General features: G+C 61.7%; 22 protein-coding genes and 1 tRNA gene. 12 read left to right on the top strand and 11 right to left on the bottom strand.

The genetic code is table 11. The features are described from left to right. Positions 1 to 35: 35 nt before the first annotated feature. Positions 36 to 983, top strand: a complete 948-nt coding sequence (locus tag ILT44_RS21985) for an ABC transporter permease (RefSeq protein WP_204241750.1) — start codon at positions 36 to 38, stop codon at positions 981 to 983. Then, positions 980 to 1,822 carry an ABC transporter permease gene (locus ILT44_RS21990; protein ID WP_204241751.1) on the top strand — a complete coding sequence of 281 codons (843 nt, stop codon included), beginning with the start codon at positions 980 to 982 and terminating at the stop codon, positions 1,820 to 1,822. The genes ILT44_RS21985 and ILT44_RS21990 overlap by 4 nt, the downstream gene beginning before the upstream one ends. A 231-nt stretch (positions 1,823 to 2,053) precedes the next feature. On the opposite strand, the gene ILT44_RS21995 is transcribed toward ILT44_RS21990, so the two are convergent. Continuing rightward, positions 2,054 to 3,052 (bottom strand): LLM class flavin-dependent oxidoreductase, encoded by a 999-nt coding sequence (locus tag ILT44_RS21995; RefSeq protein WP_204241752.1) that lies wholly within the window; start codon positions 3,050 to 3,052, stop codon positions 2,054 to 2,056. 550 nt (positions 3,053 to 3,602) lie between these two features. Here ILT44_RS21995 and ILT44_RS22000 point away from each other — a divergent pair. Continuing rightward, entirely contained in the window at positions 3,603 to 4,304 is a 702-nt protein-coding gene (locus ILT44_RS22000; protein WP_204241753.1) for a hypothetical protein, read from the top strand. A 120-nt stretch (positions 4,305 to 4,424) separates the two neighbouring features. On the opposite strand, the gene ILT44_RS22005 is transcribed toward ILT44_RS22000, so the two are convergent. The 6 genes from ILT44_RS22005 to ILT44_RS22030 form a co-directional block, all read right to left on the bottom strand. Further along, positions 4,425 to 5,495 carry a S66 family peptidase gene (locus ILT44_RS22005; protein WP_204241754.1) on the bottom strand — a complete coding sequence of 357 codons (1,071 nt, stop codon included), beginning with the start codon at positions 5,493 to 5,495 and terminating at the stop codon, positions 4,425 to 4,427. Between the two features lie 104 nt (positions 5,496 to 5,599). Then, positions 5,600 to 7,225: a chaperonin GroEL gene (gene groL, locus ILT44_RS22010; protein ID WP_204241755.1), complete on the bottom strand. Its 1,626-nt coding sequence runs from the start codon at positions 7,223 to 7,225 to the stop codon at positions 5,600 to 5,602. Positions 7,226 to 7,280: 55 nt separating this feature from the next. Continuing rightward, a complete protein-coding gene (gene groES / locus ILT44_RS22015; RefSeq protein WP_204241756.1) occupies positions 7,281 to 7,595 on the bottom strand; it encodes a co-chaperone GroES in 315 nt (104 codons plus the stop codon). Between the two features lie 319 nt (positions 7,596 to 7,914). Next, positions 7,915 to 8,136, bottom strand: coding sequence for a SlyX family protein (locus ILT44_RS22020; RefSeq protein WP_204241757.1), 222 nt, complete (start codon positions 8,134 to 8,136; stop codon positions 7,915 to 7,917). Further along, positions 8,123 to 8,875 carry an oxygen-dependent tRNA uridine(34) hydroxylase TrhO gene (gene trhO / locus ILT44_RS22025; RefSeq protein ID WP_204241758.1) on the bottom strand — a complete coding sequence of 251 codons (753 nt, stop codon included), beginning with the start codon at positions 8,873 to 8,875 and terminating at the stop codon, positions 8,123 to 8,125. The genes ILT44_RS22020 and trhO overlap by 14 nt, the downstream gene beginning before the upstream one ends. A gap of 171 nt (positions 8,876 to 9,046) precedes the next feature. After that, positions 9,047 to 10,465, bottom strand: coding sequence for an amidase (locus tag ILT44_RS22030; protein ID WP_204241759.1), 1,419 nt, complete (start codon positions 10,463 to 10,465; stop codon positions 9,047 to 9,049). Between the two features lie 384 nt (positions 10,466 to 10,849). Between ILT44_RS22030 and ILT44_RS22035 the strand changes: the two genes are divergently transcribed. From ILT44_RS22035 to ILT44_RS22045, 3 genes are all read left to right on the top strand, one after another. Further along, entirely contained in the window at positions 10,850 to 11,596 is a 747-nt protein-coding gene (locus ILT44_RS22035) for a Crp/Fnr family transcriptional regulator (protein WP_204241760.1), read from the top strand. A gap of 152 nt (positions 11,597 to 11,748) precedes the next feature. Next, positions 11,749 to 12,027, top strand: coding sequence for a hypothetical protein (locus ILT44_RS22040; protein WP_204241761.1), 279 nt, complete (start codon positions 11,749 to 11,751; stop codon positions 12,025 to 12,027). A gap of 145 nt (positions 12,028 to 12,172) precedes the next feature. Beyond that, positions 12,173 to 12,604 carry a hypothetical protein gene (locus tag ILT44_RS22045; protein ID WP_204241762.1) on the top strand — a complete coding sequence of 144 codons (432 nt, stop codon included), beginning with the start codon at positions 12,173 to 12,175 and terminating at the stop codon, positions 12,602 to 12,604. Between the two features lie 55 nt (positions 12,605 to 12,659). Here ILT44_RS22045 and ILT44_RS22050 read toward each other — a convergent pair whose 3' ends face one another. The 3 genes from ILT44_RS22050 to ILT44_RS22060 form a co-directional block, all read right to left on the bottom strand. Next, a complete protein-coding gene (locus ILT44_RS22050; protein WP_204241763.1) occupies positions 12,660 to 13,778 on the bottom strand; it encodes an ABC transporter substrate-binding protein in 1,119 nt (372 codons plus the stop codon). After that, positions 13,775 to 14,950 carry an N-methyl-L-tryptophan oxidase gene (gene solA / locus ILT44_RS22055; RefSeq protein WP_204241764.1) on the bottom strand — a complete coding sequence of 392 codons (1,176 nt, stop codon included), beginning with the start codon at positions 14,948 to 14,950 and terminating at the stop codon, positions 13,775 to 13,777. The genes ILT44_RS22050 and solA overlap by 4 nt, the downstream gene beginning before the upstream one ends. Positions 14,951 to 15,146: 196 nt before the next feature. After that, a complete protein-coding gene (locus ILT44_RS22060; protein ID WP_204241765.1) occupies positions 15,147 to 16,382 on the bottom strand; it encodes a calcium-binding protein in 1,236 nt (411 codons plus the stop codon). 369 nt (positions 16,383 to 16,751) lie between these two features. On the opposite strand from ILT44_RS22060, the gene ILT44_RS22065 reads away from it, so the two are divergent. The 4 genes from ILT44_RS22065 to ILT44_RS22080 all read left to right on the top strand — a co-directional run bounded on the left by ILT44_RS22065 (position 16,752) and on the right by ILT44_RS22080 (position 18,954). Then, positions 16,752 to 17,255 (top strand): YidB family protein, encoded by a 504-nt coding sequence (locus tag ILT44_RS22065; RefSeq protein WP_204241766.1) that lies wholly within the window; start codon positions 16,752 to 16,754, stop codon positions 17,253 to 17,255. Positions 17,256 to 17,932: 677 nt separating this feature from the next. Further along, complete coding sequence (locus tag ILT44_RS22070; protein WP_204241767.1) at positions 17,933 to 18,196, top strand: hypothetical protein; 264 nt, start codon at positions 17,933 to 17,935, stop codon at positions 18,194 to 18,196. A 196-nt stretch (positions 18,197 to 18,392) separates the two neighbouring features. After that, positions 18,393 to 18,483: transfer RNA gene (locus tag ILT44_RS22075), tRNA-Ser, on the top strand. Positions 18,484 to 18,738: 255 nt separating this feature from the next. Further along, positions 18,739 to 18,954 carry a hypothetical protein gene (locus tag ILT44_RS22080; protein ID WP_204241768.1) on the top strand — a complete coding sequence of 72 codons (216 nt, stop codon included), beginning with the start codon at positions 18,739 to 18,741 and terminating at the stop codon, positions 18,952 to 18,954. A gap of 20 nt (positions 18,955 to 18,974) precedes the next feature. Here ILT44_RS22080 and ILT44_RS22085 read toward each other — a convergent pair whose 3' ends face one another. Then, a complete protein-coding gene (locus ILT44_RS22085; protein WP_204241769.1) occupies positions 18,975 to 19,142 on the bottom strand; it encodes a hypothetical protein in 168 nt (55 codons plus the stop codon). 454 nt (positions 19,143 to 19,596) lie between these two features. Here ILT44_RS22085 and ILT44_RS22090 point away from each other — a divergent pair, with 454 nt between their 5' ends. Together ILT44_RS22090 and ILT44_RS22095 are read left to right on the top strand one after the other, a co-directional pair. Continuing rightward, positions 19,597 to 19,824 (top strand): hypothetical protein, encoded by a 228-nt coding sequence (locus tag ILT44_RS22090; RefSeq protein WP_204241770.1) that lies wholly within the window; start codon positions 19,597 to 19,599, stop codon positions 19,822 to 19,824. 245 nt (positions 19,825 to 20,069) lie between these two features. Continuing rightward, positions 20,070 to 20,438, top strand: coding sequence for a hypothetical protein (locus ILT44_RS22095; RefSeq protein WP_204241771.1), 369 nt, complete (start codon positions 20,070 to 20,072; stop codon positions 20,436 to 20,438). Positions 20,439 to 20,625 lie beyond the last annotated feature (187 nt).

Below are 20,625 nucleotides of genomic sequence, written 5' to 3' on the forward strand. Positions count from 1 at the left end.
CCGCAAGGGGGAGGGAAAAGGCCGAGCGTAAACACATGCTGCGCCTCATCCTCTCACGCCTCATTTCCCTCGCGGTGACGCTGCTGTTCGTGTCGCTGGCGATCTTCCTGATCCTGGAGGTTCTGCCCGGTGATCCGGCCGCCATCATGCTCGGCACCGCCGCGCGGGAGGATACGCTCGCCGCCCTGAGGCAGGAGCTCGGGCTCGATCAGCCGGCGCTCGTGCGTTACCTGCACTGGATCGGCGGCCTTCTCCACGGGGATCTCGGCACCTCGATCACCTACAAGATGCCGGTCTCGACGCTGGTCGCCGAACGCATGAACGTAACGCTGCCGTTGAGCCTGCTCGCCATCCTGATTTCGACCGCGCTTGCGCTTCCGCTCGGGGTTGCGGCAGCCGCGCGCCGGGACGGAGCTGTGGATCGCGCCGTGCTGGTGTTCAGCCAGCTCGGGGTTGCGGTGCCGAATTTCTGGATCGGGCTCCTGTTCATCCTGTTCTTCTCCACGTGGCTCGGCTGGTTTCCGGCCGGCGGCTTTCCCGGCTGGAGCGCCGGCATCGGCCCTGCCCTGCAGGCGCTCCTCCTGCCGGCGGTCGCCTTAGCCCTGCCCCAGGCTGCCGTTCTGACCCGGGTGACGCGCTCGGCAACGCTCGAAGTGATCGGCGCCGATTTCGTGCGCACCGCCCGCGCCAAGGGCGTCGACAGGGGCGCGACGCTGCGCCGCCACGTGGTGCCGAACGCGCTCATTCCCGTCACGACGATCCTGGGCCTGCAGCTTTCCTTTTTCTTCGGCGGCGCGATCCTGGTCGAGAACGTGTTCAACCTGCCCGGCCTCGGCCGGCTCGCCTATCAGGCGCTCAACCAGCGCGACCTCGTGGTGATCAAGGACATCGTGCTGATCTTCTCCGGCCTCGTGATCGTGGTGAACTTCCTCGTCGACATCGGCTACGCGATCCTCGATCCGCGCCTGAGGGGGCGGTCATGAGCAAGCGTTCGCGCATTCCGCTGAACTCCGCTCTCGTCGTCGGCGGCATTCTCACGGCGCTTCTCATCGTTACCGCCCTCGTGTCGCTGGTGTGGACGCCGGAAGTGCCGACACGAGTACGCGTCGCCATGCGCCTCAAAGGCCCTGGAGAGATGGGCCTTCTCGGAACGGATCATTTCGGCCGCGATGTCACCTCGCTGCTCATGGTCGGGGCCTGGAACTCGCTTTCCATCGCTTGGCCCGCGGTTCTGCTGGGTGCGGCCATCGGCACCGCCATCGGCTGCGCTGCGGCGGCGTGGAAGGGCATCGCCGACGAGATCGCCATGCGCGTGTCGGACGTGGTCTTTGCCTTCCCGGCGGTGCTCTCGGCCATCATGATCGGCGCGCTCGTCGGCTCCGGGCCGCTGGCGGCCATCCTGGCGATTGCAGTGTTCAACGTGCCGGTCTTCGCCCGCGTCACGCGCGGCGTCGCGCTTCAGGTCTGGACGCTCGACTACATCGCGGCCGCGCGCGCCATCGGCAAGCATCCCTTGCGCATCACCTGGGAAGACGTGATGCCCAACATCGCGGGCGCGCTGATCGTGCAGGTGACGATCCAGCTCGCGCTCGCCATCCTGACCGAAGCGGGCCTGAGCTATCTCGGCCTCGGAGTCCGCCCGCCGAATCCAAGCTGGGGGCGGATGCTCAGCGACGCGCAGACCTATCTCTCGCAGGCCCCTCACCTCGCCATCGCGCCGGGCATCGCCATCGCGCTCTCGGTGCTCGGCCTGAACCTGCTGGGTGATGGTTTGCGCGATGCGCTCGACCCGACATTGAAGGGAAGAGGCGCGGCCGCTTGAGAGGACCCATGAGGACTACACTCGACCTCCTCAGAGGCTTCCTCATCAAGGCATGGCGCGTATTTCCCTCCCCCTTGCGGGGAGGGATGAAGGGTGGGGGTGGTATGACTGGGTGCCCGGTCTGCAGTTTAGACGCTGTATCGGCTTGCTTGATTGACCCTTGAAGCGCGGTGCTCTGACTTTGCGACCCCCACCCCTACCCCTCCCCGCAAGGGGGAGGGAAGATTGCGTCTAAGCCGCCTTGCTCAATGCTTCACGAACTTGGCTCAGGATCTCGTAGGAGCGCAGGCGCTTGCCGTGATCGTAGATCGCCGAAGCGACGATGAGCTCGTCCGTGCCGGTCTCAGCGATGAAGCCTTCCAGCCCCTCCCGCACAGTTTTGGCTGAGCCGACAAAGGAGCACGAGAGCATGTTCATCGCCTGCGCCTTCTCGTGCGGCGCCCAATAGCTCTCGATGTCGTCGATCGGCGGCTGCAGCTTGCCGCGGGCGCCGCGGAACAGGTTGGTGAAGGATTGCTGCGCCGAGGTGAAGAGATGCCGCGCCTCCTCGTCGGTATCGGCCGCGATCACGTTGACGCCGACCATGGCGTGAGGCCGCTCAAGCTGCGCGGAGGGCTGGAAGCGCTCGCGATAGACCTGAAGCGCCTGCATCAGAGCGCCGGGTGCGAAATGCGACGCGAAGGCGTAAGGCAGGCCCAGCATGGCCGCAAGCTGCGCGCCGAACAGGCTGGAGCCGAGGATCCAGATCGGCACGTTCGAGCCCGCCCCCGGCACGGCCTGGATCACCTGATCCGGCTGCACTGGCCCCAGCAGGGCCTGCAGCTCCACCACATCCTGCGGGAAGGTATCGGCGGCGGCGGGATCGCGGCGCAAGGCGCGCAGCGTGCGCTGATCGGTTCCCGGCGCCCGGCCGACGCCGAGATCGATGCGGCCCGGATAGAGGGCGTCCAGGGTGCCGAACTGCTCGGCGATCACCAGCGGCGAATGGTTCGGCAGCATGATGCCGCCCGCCCCGACACGGATCGTTTTCGTGCCGCCAGCGACGTGGCCGATCGCAACGCTCGTCGCCGCGCTGGCGATGCCCACCATGTTGTGGTGCTCGGCCAGCCAGAAGCGATTGTAGCCCCACCTCTCGGCATGCTGCGCCAAATCGAGGGAATTGCGCAGAGCATCCGACGGCGTGAAGCCTTCGGGAACCGGCGCAAGGTCGAGGATCGAAAAGGGAGGCATAGCGGAGCGTCTTTCACATGCATGAGGCGGGCGGTTTCAATCTAACAGATCAGGTCTGCACGCCCGGTCCGCAAGGCAACGTCAGCCCGATCGATGTCAACTGAGCCATGCACTGGATGCAGCCAAACAAAAACCCCGCACCAGACAATCCGGCCGGACGCATATTGCGCAGTCTGATCTCTGTGCAGAGCATCTGCCAATCTTGCCTGCAGGGAATGGCCGAGGAACGCGCCGAGGCGAAGATCGGCATTGGTCACGACATGAACGCCGGAGTAAATACCATGTTATAAAGTATTTGAAGTAAATCTTATCGCAAGCAAAAAATCAAATGCAATTAAATTCCACGCATGAGAAACTTCACCGCAAATAATTATCAGTATTTCCTCAGCATACCTCTAAGGAGTCATAAAGTAAGTTATATCGCGTCACAGGTCCGCCACATTCAGTCATTGAATTTCTACTGGAACAAGGGGAAGGGCCAACAGGCTCTTATAGGCCAGTGAACAAGACGTTTATTTTGCTTGGAGCCTCAGTCCTCATGCTGGGAGCCATGCCCCATCAAGCCGAAGCCCGATTGGTTCGCTACGAGATCAACGGCAAGCAGTATTCCTACAGCACGAACAACATCGCCCAGACGGCCGAGGCCAAAAGGCGGATCGCGGCCGCCAAGGCTGCAGAAGCAGTGAAAGCCAGGGCCGAGGAGGAAAAGACCAAGTTCCCGTTAGCCGCAGCTTTCGGCTCTCAGACCCAAAAGGAGGCCGCAGAGGCCCAGAAGCAGCTTGAGCAACTGCTTTCCGGAAAAGATCAGGCTGCCGAGGCGCCGAAACCCGTCCCGGAGCGCCGGACAGGCCAAGGTCCCAAGCCGCAGGACAAGCAATTTGGTCAGATCTCGGACAACAAGACCCCTAAACAGACGCTCGCTCCCCTCAAGGTGTCCGCAATCCGGGCCGCAACGTCACGCCCGACCACGGCTCCTGCCATCGCAGAGCCGCTCACGGAGCGGTTCCAGACCAGGATCAAGTCCGTGACCTTCGATGTCGCAACCGGGATCAAGACAACGATCATGATCGATGGTGCGGTCGAGGAGGAGCCTTTCGACAGCAGCATGCTGACCCATCTCGACCCTGAGCTAGGGCCGGGCAACAGCCTGATGGCGTTTGTGAAGCAACTGCGCAAGGCTGCGCCCGAGGATGCAGTGGGCTCGATCACACCGAAGACCGGACAGCCGGAATTTGCCGACGCCCAACCCTAGTCTCTGCCCAGTTCGTGCATCGTCCCGCTGCGTAGGGGATCCGGTTTTTCACGCCGTCCAAAGACGCGCGTGAGGAAAGGGAATACAGGACTGCTTCAAAGGCGGGATCCGCCTGATGTGCTACGCATCACGAACGCCCGCATCCAGGATGCACAGGCGCGAGCGGGCGCAATCGATCTCGGCCATCGCCCCATAGGGCAGCGTCGCGATCGGATCGGTGTGCCCGAAATCGAGTTCCGCGAGCACGGGCAGATGCGGCAAGCCGGCCTCGTCCAGGACACGGACGACGGCTGCCTCCTGATCTCTCCGATAGGGCTCGTCGGTCTGCCCGCCGGGCCGTCCCAAAACGATGCCGGACAGGCGGCGCAGGATTCCCTGAGCCGCGTAGTTGCGGAACCACCAGCGCATCTGGGCAGCCGACGGGGCATGCTCCGACGTCTCAATGAAGAGGATCGCGCCGTTCCAGTAATCCAGAGGCGGCCACCAGTCGGAGCCTTTCAGCATCTCCAGTACTTCGGCGCAGCCTCCGATGAGATGGCCTTGCGCCATGCCGCTTCCCTGCAGGGTTCGAGGCCCGGTCGAAGGCGTCAGCCTCCTGCGCCGGTTCTGGTTCTCGGGATCTTTCCAGGGCAGGTGCTCGACGGTCCATCCTTCCCCGTTCGCCTCAATCTCACCGATGGCAGCCGTCTGAAAGACGGCTTTGCGCAACGCATTCACGGCGAAGGCATGCATGCCGCCATTCTCGGCGAAACCCGCCATGATCGTCGGACCATAGAATGAGCCGAGGCCGGCCTTGAGGCAGCCGAAATGGAGCACGGTGGGATCCGAGTATCCGAGGAAGACCTTCGGGTTGCCCGCAATGACGTCGAGGTCGATGTGCGGGATCAGCCGGATCGCATCGTCGCCGCCGATGCTGGCGATGACGCCTTTGATCGACGGATCGGCGAAAGCGGCATGAATGTCCTCGGCCCGCGCCTGCGGGTTTCGGTCGAGCCAATCTGCCTCGCGCAGGGCGTGAGGCATCTCGACAGGTTCGAGCCCGAAGGAGTCTGCCAGAATCTTTTTACCCGCTTCATAGCGGTGAGGGAAAACGGCAGGCCCGCCCCAGCTCGTGGAGACAATGGCAACACGATCTCCAGCCTGAAGGGCCTGAGGTTTGACGAGAGGCCTTTGCCACCAGCGATCTGCCATGATGTCTCGTGCGAAGCGTGCGCTCCGTTTTGGCAGATCATCGGCACAATGAAAACGGCGCCGCTTCCACGGCGCCGTCCCGGTTTGTCGGTCGAAGCCGGAGCTTAGAAGTCCATGCCGCCGGCAGGCATGGCGGGAGCCGCTTCCTTCTTCGGCTTCTCGGCGATCATCGCCTCGGTGGTGATCAGGAGGCCTGCGACGGAGGCGGCGTCTTCGAGCGCGACACGCACGACCTTCGCCGGGTCGATGATGCCGAACTTGTAGAGGTCGCCATACTCGCCGGTCTGAGCGTTCCAGCCGGCGGAGTAGCCAGCAGCTTCCGCCACCTTGCCGACGATCACGGAGCCGTCCTCGCCTGCATTGATGGCGATCTGGCGTGCCGGAGCCTGGAGCGCGCGGCGCACGATCTCGACGCCGGTCTTCTGATCGTCATTGGCAGGCTTCACGCCGTCGAGCGCCTTCAGGGCGCGCAGCAGGGCCACGCCGCCGCCGGGCAGGATGCCTTCCTCGACCGCCGCCTTGGTGGCGTGCATGGCGTCGTCAACGCGGTCCTTCTTCTCCTTCACCTCGACCTCGGTCGCGCCGCCGACGCGGATCACCGCGACGCCGCCTGCGAGCTTGGCCAGACGCTCCTGGAGCTTCTCACGATCGTAGTCCGAGGTGGTCTCCTCGATCTGCGCCTTGATCTGAACCACGCGGGCCTCGATGTCGGCCTTCTGGCCGGCGCCGTCGACGATGGTGGTGTTCTCCTTCTCGATCACCACCTTCTTGGCGCGGCCGAGCATCGGCAAGGTGACGTTCTCGAGCTTGATACCGAGGTCCTCGGAGATCGTCTGGCCGGCGGTGAGGACGGCGATGTCCTCGAGCATGGCCTTGCGGCGGTCGCCGAAGCCTGGAGCCTTCACGGCCGCGATCTTGAGGCCGCCACGCAGCTTGTTGACCACAAGCGTCGCAAGCGCCTCGCCTTCCACGTCCTCAGCGATGATGAGGAGCGGCTTGCCGGTCTGCACCACGGCTTCCAGCACGGGCAGCATGGCCTGGAGGCCGGACAGCTTCTTCTCGTGGATGAGGATGTAGGGATCCTCCAGCTCCACGCGCATCTTCTCGGCGTTGGTGATGAAGTACGGCGAGAGATAGCCGCGGTCGAACTGCATGCCCTCGACGACTTCGAGTTCGGTCTCGAGAGATTTCGCCTCCTCAACTGTGATCACGCCTTCGTTGCCGACCTTCTGCATGGCTTCGGCCAGCATGCGGCCGACATCCGCGTCGCCGTTGGCCGAAATGGTGCCGACCTGGGCGATCTCGTCGTTGGACGTAACCTTCTTGGCGTTCTTCTTGAGATCCGCCACCACGGCCTCGACAGCCAGATCGATGCCGCGCTTGAGGTCCATCGGGTTCATGCCGGCGGCAACCGCCTTGGCGCCCTCGCGGACGATGGCCTGGGCCAGAACGGTGGCAGTCGTAGTGCCGTCGCCGGCGCGGTCGTTCTGTTTCGATGCGACCTCGCGCACCATCTGGGCGCCCATGTTCTCGAACTTGTCGGCGAGCTCGATCTCCTTGGCGACGGTGACGCCGTCCTTGGTGATGCGCGGCGCCCCGAAGGACTTCTCGATCACCACATTGCGGCCCTTGGGACCCAGCGTGACCTTCACGGCATCGGCGAGGATATCGACGCCTCGCAACATCTTGTCACGAGCGTCCAGGGCGAATTTGACTTCCTTAGCAGCCATTGTTCGTCACTCCTATGAGACGTAACGATATGTGACTCTGATTGTGGGATTGGCCTTAGGCGGCCTTCTTCTGGGCGATGCTTTCTTCCAGCACGCCCATGATGTCGCTCTCCTTCATGATCAGGAGATCCTCGCCATCGATCTTCACCTCCGTGCCGGACCACTTGCCGAAGAGCACGGTGTCGCCCGCCTTGACGTCGAGGGGGACGAGCTGGCCCTGCTCGTTGCGGGCGCCAGGTCCGACGGCGATCACCTCGCCCTGCTGGGGCTTCTCCTTGGCGGTGTCGGGGATGATGATCCCGCCTGCGGTCTTCTCCTCGGCATCGATGCGCCGGACCACGATCCGGTCATGCAAAGGACGGAACTTCATGAAGCTTCCTCCAATGATATCAGTCTGTTAACTCGCTCAAGCGGAGCCGTTCGGGCCTCCGCGGTCGATGATTTGGTTGGACGAACTTCACCGTTCAAGAGGGTGTGAAAAAAATTTTGGCACTTGTGGGAACTGAGGGCCGGCTTGCTTCTGAGCGTCCAGCATTGGAGTCATCCCGGATGAAGCGCAGCGAAGATCCGGGATCGCGTACAGGAAGAGGCGATGACCTCCCTCTTCCTCAAGGACAGGTGAACCAGCGCCAGTATCAGCTTGTGATCCCGGGTTCTGCTGCGCAGCCCCGGGACGACCGATTCTAGTTTCAATAATGAGGTGGCGGGGGCTCCGGCGCGGCCACCCCCCCAGCGTTGTCTTCGACCTCCTGGACCCGGTCCAGCACCTCATTGAGCTGGCGCTTGAGGCTGTCGATCTGCTTCCATTGATCGATGACGGCCTGGTTCAGGTCCTCGATCATCTTATCCTGGTAGGCGACGCGCACCTCCAGGGCCTCGATATGGGCATGGACGGAATCAGGATTGGTCATCGCTCAGTCCTCCTGCCTCCACAAGCCCATGGCCAAGTGCAACCCGCTCGTCGAACACGAAGCATTCACCCTTCCACCGACTCTCAGCCTCCGGCACATCTTCCAGATATTTGAGGATGCCGCCCTTCAGGTGAAAGACTTCCTCGAAGCCCTGGGCCAGCATGTAAGAGCTGGCCTTCTCGCAGCGGATGCCGCCCGTGCAGAACATGGCGACCTTCCTGTGCTTGTCCGGATCGAGTTCGTTCCTCACGAAATCCTTGAACTCGCTGAAGCGCTTGATCCGGGGATCGATGGCACCCTCGAATGTGCCCATCTCGACCTCGAAGTCGTTGCGCGTGTCGAGGACAACGATACCGGGCTCCTCCAGGAGCCTGTTCCACTCGGCGGGCGAGACATAGGAGCCGACCCGGCGCAGGGGATCGGTCTGCGGGTCGCCCAGCGTGACGATCTCCTTCTTGAGCCGCACCTTCATGCGCTTGAACGGCATCTCGGACGCGGTGGAGAACTTCAGCTCCAGATTGTCGAGAAGGCCCCAGAACAGCGGCCCCTCCCGCAGCTCGACCATCAGCGCATCGATACCCTCCTCCGTTCCGGCCACGGTGCCGTTGATCCCCTCCTGGGCGAGCAGGAGCGTGCCCCGGATCTCCAGATCCGTGCAGAGCCTATGAAGCGGATCCTTCACCTCCCGGAAATCGGGCAGCGGAACGAACTGATAGAGAGCGGCAACCTTGTACGTCATGGCCGCTGTTTATCAGCACGAGCCTGAACGGGGAACCCGTTTACCTTGTCCTCGATGTCGCTCACATCCGTCATGGCCGGGCTCGTCCCGGCCATCCATGTTTTTGAGGTCTCGAAGACGTGGATCCCCGGAACAAGTCCGGGGATGACGCAGAGGATGGCGCTCTTCGGGCTAAACCCTCGGCCAGGGCCGCCTGTCCGGGCACATCTCCTCCCAGGCCTGGGAGAGCCGGAGCACCCCGACGTCGTCGAATCGGCGGCCGATGATCTGGAGGCCGATGGGCAGGCCCGCCTGCGTGAAACCGGCATTCACGGATGAGGCCGGCTGGTCCGACATGTTGAAGGCGACCGTGTAGCCGATATGCTCGAACGGCTCTTCCGGGTTGTGGATCGGCGATGCGAGTTCCGCCGGGTAGGCGACGCAGGGCGCCACGGGCGAAATCACGAAGTCGAAGCTTTGCGTGGCGGCGACCGCCGCATGGCGCATCACCATCATCTGGTTCATGCCGGTATAGACCTGCGAGCCCGTCAGGTTCTTCCCGCCTTCGGCCCATTGCAGGATGTAGGGCAGGATCTTTCCGCGCTCCTCGTCGCTCAAGGGAGCCATGTCCATCCAGGCGCGCTGGCGCCAGAAATCGTCGAGCCCGTCGAGCATCTCGCGGGTGATGAACGCGGGCACCTCCTCGATGACGGCGCCGGCATCGGCAAGAATCTTCGCGGCCCGCTCGATGACGGCGCGGATCTCCGGGTCGAGCGGCATGCCGATGCCGGCTTGCATCATGACGCCGATCCTCAAGCCCTTGATGTCGAGGCCGAGGTCGAGCCACGGCAGGTCCTGATAAGGCAGGCTCATGGGATCGCGCACGTCCGGACGCGTGAGGCTTCGCATCATCAGCGCCGCATCGCGCACGGTGCGGGTCATCGGCCCCGCCACCCGGCCGTAATAGGTCGGGTCGATGGGGATGCGGCCGAAGCTCGGCTTCAAGCCGAAGATCCCGCACCACGATGCCGGCAGGCGGATCGAGCCGCCGATATCGGTCCCGATGTGGAACGGGCCATAGCCGGCGGCCGCCGCGGCCCCTGCACCCGCGGAGCTGCCGCCGGGATTCTTCGAGAGATCCCACGGGTTGCGCGTGAGCGGATGAAAGCTGGAGAGGCCTGAGGAGAGCATCCCGTAATCAGGCATCGTCGTCTTGGCGAGAACGACCACACCATCCTCACGCAGGCGCGCCGCGGCAGGAGCATCCTCTGCGGCCGGAACGAGCGGGCGCGCGGCGGTGCCCAGCGGCACGGGCGTTCCCTTGGTGGCGATGTTCTCCTTGATCGTCGCCGGAACTCCGTCGAGCGCCCTCGCCTCGCCTTTCATCCAGCGCTGCTCGGACGCCTGTGCGTCGCGGAGCGCAGCCTCCGGGCTGAAAGCGTAGAGCGCCTGAAGCTGCGGCTCACAAACCTCGATCCGGGCGATCACGGCCTTTGCGACGTCAACAGGCGATGTCGCCTTGCGGGCATAAGCCTCAAGAAGCTGAACGCCCGACCAGTCGGCAAGGTCTGCGGGGAAGTCCTGAAGAGACGAAGATGATGGCGTGCTCAATGCGAAGTTTCCAGCTCATGGATTCGATCTTCAGCCATGCTGAAGCCATCCTTGCGAACGGTAAACCCGTTTAGCCAACATCTCAGCGCATGGGCCTATGACGCCAGCACCGAACCACGTCCTTCGAATTCCGAGAGAAACTCCAAGGGCCGGCTCCGCCTTGCTCTTTGGAGGCATGCACACCGGGGATGGCACAAAGCTTGGCCGGAGGCGTTTGTCAGCTATGGATGATGCCGGAAGCGCATCAAGATCGTTTTTTGGAGGAGCGGAGCGTCAGGCCCGAATTGCCGGTTCAAAAGAGGTAAAGGCCATACCTCAGCTTCAAGTTGTGTTACTATAATCCTGCACAGATGCTTGATTTCCTTTGATGGAAATCTGCGCAACATGGTGACCCGTGCCGTGAGGGATGGTCCGAAGTCTGCCATTAACCGCAAGAACCGGCTCCTTGCCGCTCTGGAGCCAGAAGACTTCTATTGGCTTGAGCCTCATCTCGAGATTGTGGATCTGCCGCGCGGCAAGGTTCTCTACGAGACGGGGGAGCCCATTCGGCATGCTTATTTTCCCCATGATGCAGTCGTCTCTCTCGTGACGGTTCTCCAAAGCGGCGGGTCGGTCGAAATGGCCGTCTTCGGCAGGGAGAGCGCTCTTGGATTCATCTCTGCGCTCATTACCCGACAATCCTTCGGGCGCTACATCACCCAGGTGCCGGGCACCGGATCCCGCGTCGCGTTGGAACGCCTCAACGAGGCAGTCTCAAGCAGGCCGAACCTGCGGCAGGTCCTCTTCCGCTTTACCGAGGCATTTCTCGCGCAGACGCTGCAGACGGTCGCCTGCAACGCCGTCCACAGCGTGGAAGCCCGTTGCTGCCGCGCGATCCTGAGCACACGCGACCGGACCGATAAGGACGACATTCCCCTCACCCACGAAACACTGGCCGAGATGCTGGGCGTTCAGCGATCAACGGTGAGCAGCGTCACGAGCGTACTTCAGAAAGGAGGTTTCATCGTCCAGGGAAGGGGCACCATCAGAATCACCAACCGGCAGGGCCTCGAGGAAATGGTGTGCGAGTGCTACCAGGCGATCTGCCAAAGCTTCGACAGACTTCTGCCCGGTGCGCTCCGGTGCGACTGAACCCATGTGACCGTTCAACTATGTGTGAAGGAACACATAGGCATGAAAACGAAGGAGGATTTCTTTTAGTTATGTCGGGAACCCAACAGACGAGGTAACCCCGACTTAGTACCTTAAAACTCTATTAACGCTAAGTTAATACGAGGAAGAAAATGGATGATATTAAGTTTCATAAAGATAAACCCAATAATGGGGCTCCAAGAATCTACTCGCCTACTTACCAACCTTTGATGCAATCGCTCCTAGCAACCCTGGCCGATCTGGATTTCGACTACGAAAAGGAGCGCGAGAGGCTGAGCAGCGCATCACCAGACACCAACATCAAGATCCGTGCCCTCGAGAAGCTCAAAACACGGCACCAAGAGCGGCGCGAACCCTACATCCAGCAACTCGCCATCCTGCAGCAGCGCATGATGGAACTGAGAGCCTGATCTCATCTGTTCGACGCAACCAGACGCCAAGCGCCGGACTGAAGAACAAGAAATTTCTGGGGGCTAAAGCACTCGATGAACAGGTCACACGAGTGCCGTCACAAGACCTGAGCACTTCATGAATGCTCAAGTGGGATTGTAGCCAATGACAGAGGAAGAGATTGAAGTCGTTGCAGAAGAGTTGGCCAAGATCGGTGGCGTGACTTGGTATCCGGGACGGGAGAAGGGGACTCTCATGAGGGTGGTCAGCGATCGCTATCGAGACCGTGCCAGGGTCGCGATCGAGGCTTTGGAGCGCTACCGCGCTGCCCGGCAAAATTCTCTCACTCAGGACAACCAGAAGGCTCAAAAATCCCCGGCGATCAAGGCGCCGCCCGCTCACACCGGCGAGGACATCAGGCCTGGGGCAACGGTGATCTATCGCCCGCCAGGAGACCGCAGGGCCTATCCATGTCGCGTTGTCGAGATCGAGGGCAACCGCGCCTATCTCGCTCCGATACTCAGAGCCTGCACGGACTGGGTCTCGATCGAGCACCTCATGCCTGCCAAGACGGACGAGGTCGTGGCACAGGACTGAACAGAAAAGGGCGGCCCATCCCCGAGCCGCCCTTCCTGGTTGACCGAGCCGGTGCTTACTGGGTCAGCTTGGTGTACGCACCGCCCTTCCAGACATTGATGTCGTATTTCGGATCCTTGATGTCGCCCTTCTGATCAAAGGTGACCGGCCCGATAACCGTATCGACGGTGGTGCTGCGCAGCGTTTTGGCGACGGCTTTCGGATCCGTGCTGCCCGCCTTGGCAATCCCGCCGGCGATAGCCTGGACCGTCGCGTAGGAGAACAGGGTGAAGCCCTCCGGCTCGAAACCGATCTGCTTGAACTGGCCCAGCGCCTCCTTGGCCGTCTCGCTGCCGCGGGCATCCGGCGGGAAGGTGAACAGGGTACCGTCCGCAGCAGGCCCTGCCACCGATGCGAATTCGGGCGTCGCGAGGCTGTCGCCCATCATCAGCTGGAATTTATAGTTCTGATCGGCGGCCTGTCGCATCAAGAGGCCGCCTTCGGTGTGATATCCGCCGAAATAGAGGAACTCGACGCCCTGGCTTTTGAGGCGGTTGACCACCGCCGTGTAGTCCTTCTCGCCGGCATTGATGCCCTCGTAGAGCACCTCCTTGACGCCTGCAGCGTTCAAGGAGGCTCTCACCACATCCGCGAGCCCTTTGCCGTAGGCGCTCTTATCGTGGAGGATGGCGATCTTCTTCGTCCCATAGTTCTGCTTGATCCACGGCCCGATGAACTTGCCCTGCGCATCGTCGCGGCCGTAGAGGCGCATGATCGTCGTCCAGCCCTGCTCCGCCGCCTTGTCCGTCATGGCCGGATTGCTGGAGGCCGGGCTCATCATCAGCACGTCGGCCTCGGCATAGACCTCCGATGCGGGAATCGACGATCCGGAACAGGCATGCCCGTCCACGAACTTGATGCCATCCGACACGATGCGGTTGGCGATGGCCACGGCCTGCTTGGGATCGCAGGCATCGTCATAGACGACGACCTTGATGGTGTTGCCGTTCACGCCGCCGTTCTTGTTGACGGCCTGTGCGGCAAGCTCCGCTCCGTTCTTGAGCTGCTCGCCGATGCTGGCCACGGCTCCGGTCATGGGACCCGCCACGGCGATTCTGATCTCCTCCGCCCGGGCGAAGCCCATGCCGGCGAGCAGAGCCAGGGCAGAGAGGGAATGGACATAGCCTTTCTTCATGGGGTTGCCTCCTGCTTCTTATGCGTGGTGCCTCGAGACGATTGTGCTCCGAACCGGCTGATCTGGAAACGGGAGATGTCGCTCCTTGAAGCCTTCCCTAAGGCAAGGTCAGCGAGCACCTCCCCGATCACGCTGGCGAACTTGAAGCCGTGCCCCGAGCATGGCGATGCCAGGACGACCCGCGGGTCGGCGGGCGAGAGATCAATCACGAAATCCTCGTCCGGCGTGCGGGTATACATGCAGGTGCGCATCTGCCGGAGGGGACCGTTTGCATCGGGCATCGCCAGCTTGAGCATCCGCCGGATCTGCGCCTCGTCGGCGGAATTGCCATCCTGCACAAGGGCTTCCGCCGCAGGCAGGGCCAGCCCCTCCCGATGGGAGGCCATCTTGACGCCGGTGCCGGCGAAGTCGGGAAAGCCGTAGCAGGCGTCGTCCTCGGATTCGAGCAGGAAGACCGGGCAGCGATCCGGGGTGAAGAGAGACCGATCCAGTGGCGAGAACCAGCCGAGCACCTGGCGCGTGATCTTGAGATGGGGCTTGAGTTCGGGCGCGAAATCGCCGATCCAGGCACCGGCCGCGATGACTACCGATCCGACCTCGATCACCTCGGCCTCCGTCCGCACGCGGATGCCGGCTCCGAAGGGCTCGATCGCCAGAACGCGTGTGCTCAGGCGGGTCTCGGCTCCATGGTTCTCCGCCTGACGCATGAACTCCCGGATGGCCAACTCCGGCCGCAGGAACCCGCCCTCAGGCTGGAACAGGCCGGTCCAGTTCGACGGCACCCTAAAGCCCGGAAAGCGCCGGGTGATGTCGGCCGCGCTCAGCACCTCGTGGGTGAGATCGTGCTGCCGGGAGGCCTCAAGGGATCCGCTTACGATGGATGCTCCGGGATAGCCCGCTTCGAGAACGCCCGTCACGGTCAGGATCGTCTGGCCGGACAACTCCTCCAACTCGCGCCATTTCTCGAGAGCACGGCGAACCAGGGGAACGTAGGACGGATGTTCGAAATAGGAGAGCCGGATGATTCTGCTCTCCCCATGCGACGATCCCTTGTCATGCGCGGGCTCGAACTGCTCGATGCCGACGACGCGCCGCCCCTGTCGTGCCAGGTTGAAGAGAGCGGCGCTGCCCATGGCTCCGAGCCCAATCACCGCCACATCGAACGTCTTCATCGAGTCCCCTTTGCCGAGCACCATGCGGCTGATCGGCACCCGGCTTCGGGTACCGTCCGGTAAAGTAAAGTCTTCTGCACCCGTGCCAACCCGTTTTTTGTTGCTTACGGAGCCTGATCGGCAGGAAACGAAGCGCCCCGGAAGAGCCGGGGCGCAGGCGCCTTGAAGGTCGGGGGTAGAGCTTTCCCCGGGCGTATCACAGGATATCGAAATCAGATGCCCTGAGAGACGACAGCGCCGTGTTGGCGAAGGTGAGCGTGTTTGCGCCGTAGGTGATGGTGACGTCTCCATCGTCGACCACGGCCGTCGCGATCAGCTGCGCGAAGCTCTCCAGACCGGTTGCTCCGATCCGAACTGTATCGATGCCACGCTGGAACCCGTAGATCGTGTCGTGTCCCTCGTTCTCCATATCGAACACGAAGATGTCGCTGCCCGGCCCGCCGCGCAGATGATCGTTGCCCTGTCTCCCGCGGATGGTATCGTTTCCGCTGCCACCATCGATCTTATCGTTGCCGGAATCGCCGTCGATATTGTCAGCACCGCTGTTACCGTAGATGCGATCAGATCCGCTTTGGCCGCCGAGGAAGTCGTCCCCGCTGCCGCCTCTCACCGTGTCGTTGCCGACACCGCCGCCAACGATGTCGTCACCTTCCTCGCCCCGCAGATCATCCGCATTGCCTCCCCCTTCGATGACATCGCCGCCGCGTGCGCCGTAGATAGTGTCGGATCCCGCACCGCCATAGAGGAAATCGCCGCGGAAGAGGCCGGCGGCACCGTCCTCCGAGCCCTTTATCACGTCGTTACCGTTGCCGCCCCATGCCCAGCCTCTGCCGCTCTGGATGGTGAGCGTGTCGTTGCCTGAAAGACCCGCCAGGAAGTTGTAGTCGGCGTTGCCCTGCAGATTGTCTTTCCCCGAGCCGCCCGACTTGAAGTCCGGAACAATGCTTTCGGGAAGCCATATGCCGTCTACCTGGGCTTGAGCGGCGGCATCGCTGGAGAAGGTGGCGCCGGACTCTCTTACGAACCCGCCGACCCCCAACCCGGGATCTCTGAGACGCATGGACAGGGAGGCGAGCGGATCATCCGGCGCGCCGGTGAACTGAATGTCGATGGCATTGCGGATCGGATCATCGATGCCGACGAGATCATCCTCCGTGTAATCGCCCACGAGTGGCTGCGGGAACAACAGGTCGAGTCCTTCGGTGCCGATAGGGATCTCGATGGCTGTCAGCGGCACCGGCGGCAGGTTATCCTCAACCAGCTGGAGGGCCGCTCCCGTAAAGCTGATGAAGCCGGTCAAAAGCTGGCCTTCAGTGTAGCCGAAGGCAGCTGCACCGAATTGGGACGACAGGAGCGAGAGATCCGAAAGGTCTGTTCTCTGAAACGCACCCTCGACACCACCGTAAAAGATGTATCGCAGTTCCTCTTCCATGGCTGGCTACTCCCTGCACGAGTTTTCAGAAAGTGTTGCCCCGCATATGGTACAAGCCGTTTTCAGTGGGATTACGCGTTGGCATTGGTTATAGGCTCAGCCTTGCTCCGCTAAACTTAAGGCTGTCATTTCGGCTTATGCATATGCCGCGAACAGACCTCCATTGGGCTCCTTAGAATAATTTCCAGCAGGCGTGAGCAGGAATACTTTTAGGGATGATCCTCCTTAAGTGGCCTCTCCCACTGGAAGTGCTCCCCCTGGCGGAGCTTTTGTCGCGATACAGTCGGTCGGCTCCGCGGGTCCTGTGCTTTTTGCGGGAACTCTTTTAGCCCAACTGCAATTCCCGTCCATCGAACGAGGAGAAACAACATGAGTCGCGGCTTTCCATCTATGACAGCTCTTCTGGGACTTCTGGCTGTCGCCGGGTACCAGAACAGGGACAAGATTGCCGAGATGCTCGGCGGACTCTCGGGCAATGCAGGCGGTGCGCCGGGAGGCCAAGGGCAGCAGCCGGGTGCACCGGGAAGCCTTGGCGGAATGGGGAGTCTTGGGGGCCTCGGCGGCCTGCTGGGCGGCCTGGGCGGCAACACCAGCCCGGGAGGGTTGGTGAGCGGCGGCTTGGGCGAGCTGATCAACAGCTTCCGCCAGAGCGGCCACGGGGACGTGGCCGATTCCTGGGTCGGCACCGGCCCCAACAAGGAAGTAGCCCCCCAACAGCTGGAACAAGCGATCGGTCCCGATGTGCTGGCGACCCTCACGCAGCAGACCGGCCTGTCGCGCGAGGAGCTTCTCTCGCGCCTGTCGCAGAATCTTCCGCAGGCGGTGGACAAGTACACTCCGCAGGGGCGGCTTCCGACCGAGAACGACCTCTAGCAGAGCGGTAGCCTATACCGAGCATGTATGGATGATTGTGCGCTCCTGGGATCCATCCTGAGAGCGCACTCGTCCGGCGCTTCCCTTGCGTCCGTCGCACCTTTCGCTCCCAGAACTACGTTATCTCCCAACAGGCAGCAATCGAGTCTCTCCTCCTTCGGCTTGAAGGTGTTCATCCTTTTGTACCTGCCACTACCTCTATCGTTTCCTCCATCTGACCGGCCAATCGGATAGGCTTGTCTGACTTCGTTTCGCAACGAGGCGGGGGAGAGGCTGATGCATACGGATCGGTTTGTCGTCTTTAAGTTCGAGGGCGAGTGGCTGGTCACCTACTCAGATCGAAGGCAGACAGCATTTGCAACACGTGAGGATGCTGAGCGCTCCGCCTTCGATGCGGCGGACGTTCTCGCCTCCAGCGGCCACGCCGTATCCGTACTCATCATCCCGGATGATGCGGACGATTCTGCCGGAGCTGTCATGGGCTCTCGAGGAAGCTCACGGCAGACAAATCTGAACTGAACTTCTGGCGTGCATCCCGTCTCCGGGTTCCATCAGGAGAGAACGCCTGTCGGCTCCCTTTCTCCAACCTGGCAAGCTTGCCGCAAGCTTGGGCATTCAGTTGCCACAATTGGATGCCCAATAGCCAAGATTGCTTTGAATGTTCATTGGAGAGGATTGTGACAGGAGCCTACAGTCTAGACGAGATGGTTGATCTCCTCGCCCTGAACCGCCCCATCGAGGGATCGGGCAGCCTCACGATGACGGGCAAGGTCGCGACCCTGCCTCTTCGAGAGGCGGTGACCCTGGTCGTGGAGGAGTGGTCCGACGACAAGTTCAGGCAGTTGAGCGCCGTCATCGTCAGACCTTCGGGTCCTCCAATCCGCAGCCTGGAAGAGATCAGGGACCTCTATGCACAAGCGGAGGCTGCCCCTGCTTCCTGAGAAGTCTCCGGCCTGTCGTTCCGGCGCCTTCCAGATGCTTGAGGGCGCAACCCAGTCTCGGAACGCTGCTTGCCGCCCTTGTCCGAAACGCCACGTTTCAGCCTCGGAGCAGGCGATTTTGCACCTTGACGAAAGGACCCTCTTCGCGTCTATTGCGCCACCTGCGAAGCAGGATCCCGATCCTGCCTTGCCGCGTGGAGACGTGGCCGAGCGGCTGAAGGCACTCGTTTGCTAAATGAGCATACCCCAAAAGGGTATCGAGGGTTCGAATCCCTCCGTCTCCGCCATCATTTTATCGTAAGATACTGAAAAGATTACGAAAGATGATGGACAACAAAACTCTTCCCCACCTTCTTCCCCACCTTTGCTCTAGGCTTGGCTATCCAACCATCAAGGCTCGGGTACCCAGAGATGCCTGCCCCTGTGCTGCTTGAGCAGTGGGCGGACTTCCAAGCTTCTCACCAACGCAGCCTTCTTCATGGCGCCCCTGGAACTCTGCAGAAGCTCTGCCGTTGTCCTGACCCAAAGAATGGGGAGCGCTCATGAGCCTGCAGAGCACCGCCTACACCTGCACAGCCCGCCATCGTCCCGAGGATGACCTCTTTCACTACGACCGGTCTCGGGCTCCCAAGCCCACCGAATGTGATACGGGGCTGTCCATCGCCAAAGCCTCGGCCCGGCACTGGGTTGTCAGCCTGCGTCCGCGCTGGCTGCTCAATCGGTCGCAGCCTCTCATCCAGCCGCGTACTGAGGGGTAGCCGCCCCGTGAGCCGGAGGGCTATCGCGCTGAGCGAAACATCTCATCAGCCCATCGGTCATACACACGCTGGATAGCGAGGTAGGCCTCGTATGCTTGGTCATAGCGGTGGGTTGCCGTAAAGCGCTCCCTCAGGGCGTGCAGGCGCTCAAGCCGATGGGTCCACTGCGCTTGCCGTTCGCGAGACATGATCCCCTCCCTTGAAAGGGATGTCAGCGATGATTTTACACCCCCTCCCCTGAACGAACCGTGCGCAAACGCATCATGCGAGCGACGAGCTTGGATTAGCTCTTGGTGACGAGGGGCTGCAAAGAAAGAGCGCCCATTCTGCTGGCGCTCTAGGTGGGCCGCTGGTGCGACCATCCAGGGAGAACGACTGTGCCACATGGCACAGGGACGAGGCTGCGCCCGAAAGGTAACTGAACTGTTAACGGGGCTATGGCGAGCATTGCCTCGGGAGAATTGGAGAGAGCACACGGTGAGGACCGCCACAAAAGCAGACTGCGCACCCGCAGACAGCAAAGCACCTATCACTCGTGCCTGCGGTTTAGATTAGCCTCCTGAGGCGTCCTACCTCACCTGAGTTGTTGCTGAGATGAGGCGCACTGGTACGCTCCTATTATGCTTGGAAGGAGCGACCAAGATGGAGTGCTTCGAGGTGAAGCAGGAGCAGGAGGACCTCTGGTCTGTATCCTGCCAAGGACGTACCCTGCACCTCTACTCATCCGAGGAAGAGGCCCGTTGGGCAGCCCTCATGTTGGCCTCCAACAGGTCCCAGTCCGGCACCCAGGCGATGGTTGTTATCACCCCGCCCGAAGTGAGTCAGTTACCTCAAGGCGTTCAGGGAACGCGGCGCTTCACCGGCATGTAGCCATCCTGATGAAGGAAGACATCGAAGTTGCACCTGCCAGACAGGCCCAGAAGCGGTGAGGCTGGAATAATTGTACTTGGGTTTGTCCTTGTCCAAGACCTTCAGGCGGCTTGGTTCCATTCCGTTGTTATAGTCTACCTCAGCGCTTCTTTTGGGATAGGCATCAGAGCATTAGGATAGTGGTCCTGTCGCTCCACAAAGCCAAGGTTACAGTAGTGGTCCACGGCTTTGTGATGAGGGTATGAGTGCCACAAGAGGATGTCTTTCCAATCGAGCTTTTGGAGTACCGAGTTCAGGCCAGCATCCGGGAGCACTTTGGCGGTCGCAGTCCATCCATATCTGAAATGGCAAAAATCTCTGATGATGAGCTGCTGAAACTCCCAGGGGTTGGACCGTCAACCATTCGGAAGATTCGCCTCCTCATCCAAGGCGGGGTCCAATTCTTCTCAGCAACCACAGAGCTGAGCGATGCCGAATTGCTCCAGGAGCATGAGCGCCAACTCACCCGACTCAGCGAGTTGCGTGATGAGTTCAAACGGCGGGAGGCTGAGTTTAAGCGGCGGCTGCGCGCTATCCGTCTTGAGCTTCGCGTGAGGGGTCTTTCTCCGAAGTGAGTCCTCCCTCTTGAACGACTGCCGCGCGGAGGGATTGGCGTAATCCTCAATGCTTTATCATGTGCGGCGGCTCGGTCAGGCAGGTCTAATCCAATCGGCACTCAAGTAACTTGAAGTAGTTTGGACTTAATCTGACAGACGGTGTCGTTAAGCTGAGGCATGAGCCGAGGCCGGGCGCGGAGTGGAC

This window comes from Microvirga arvi, from assembly GCF_016892765.1.
In the GTDB taxonomy this organism is placed as follows: domain Bacteria; phylum Pseudomonadota; class Alphaproteobacteria; order Rhizobiales; family Beijerinckiaceae; genus Microvirga; species Microvirga arvi.